Raw genomic sequence first — 634 nt, forward strand, 5'->3', positions numbered from 1 at the left:
TGGTGGAGCCTAGCGGGATCGAACCGCTGACCTCCTGCGTGCAAAGCAGGCGCTCTCCCAGCTGAGCTAAGGCCCCATGATTATTTAATGAATGGTCGGGAAGACAGGATTCGAACCTGCGACCCCTTGGTCCCAAACCAAGTGCTCTACCAAGCTGAGCTACTTCCCGTTTTTAATTCATTTAAATATGGCGCGCCCGACAGGAGTCGAACCCATAACCTTCTGATCCGTAGTCAGACGCTCTATCCAATTGAGCTACGGGCGCATATCGTGTAAATGGTGCCGAGGACCGGAATCGAACCGGTACGGTAGTCACCTACCGCAGGATTTTAAGTCCTGTGCGTCTGCCAGTTCCGCCACCCCGGCATATAGTGAGTGGAGGCGGCAACCGGATTTGAACCGGTGAATAAAGGTTTTGCAGACCTTGGCCTTACCACTTGGCTATGCCGCCAAAGATAAAATAATGGAGCGGAAGACGGGATTCGAACCCGCGACCCCCACCTTGGCAAGGTGGTGTTCTACCACTGAACTACTTCCGCGTTTTTACAATGCGGGTGAAGGGAGTCGAACCCCCACGCCTTGCGGCGCCAGATCCTAAGTCTGGTGCGTCTGCCAATTCCGCCACACCCGCATG

7 tRNA genes are annotated in these 634 nt (G+C 54.7%); all 7 read right to left on the reverse strand.

What is annotated here, in order from left to right:
• The 7 genes from ACFOU2_RS08910 to ACFOU2_RS08940 all read right to left on the reverse strand — a co-directional run bounded on the left by ACFOU2_RS08910 (position 1) and on the right by ACFOU2_RS08940 (position 631).
• Positions 1–76 (reverse strand) — tRNA-Ala (locus ACFOU2_RS08910).
• Between the two features lie 16 nt (positions 77–92).
• Positions 93–169, reverse strand: a tRNA-Pro gene (locus ACFOU2_RS08915).
• Between the two features lie 19 nt (positions 170–188).
• Positions 189–265: transfer RNA gene (locus tag ACFOU2_RS08920), tRNA-Arg, on the reverse strand.
• A 12-nt stretch (positions 266–277) separates the two neighbouring features.
• Positions 278–366, reverse strand: a tRNA-Leu gene (locus ACFOU2_RS08925).
• A 10-nt stretch (positions 367–376) separates the two neighbouring features.
• Positions 377–451 (reverse strand) — tRNA-Cys (locus ACFOU2_RS08930).
• A 13-nt stretch (positions 452–464) separates the two neighbouring features.
• Positions 465–539, reverse strand: a tRNA-Gly gene (locus ACFOU2_RS08935).
• Positions 540–549: 10 nt separating this feature from the next.
• Positions 550–631, reverse strand: a tRNA-Leu gene (locus tag ACFOU2_RS08940).
• Between the last annotated feature and the right edge of the window lie 3 nt (positions 632–634).

The sequence above is a fragment of the Bacillus songklensis genome (genome assembly GCF_042649685.1).
GTDB lineage: Bacteria > Bacillota > Bacilli > Bacillales > Bacillaceae_H > Bacillus_BA > Bacillus_BA songklensis.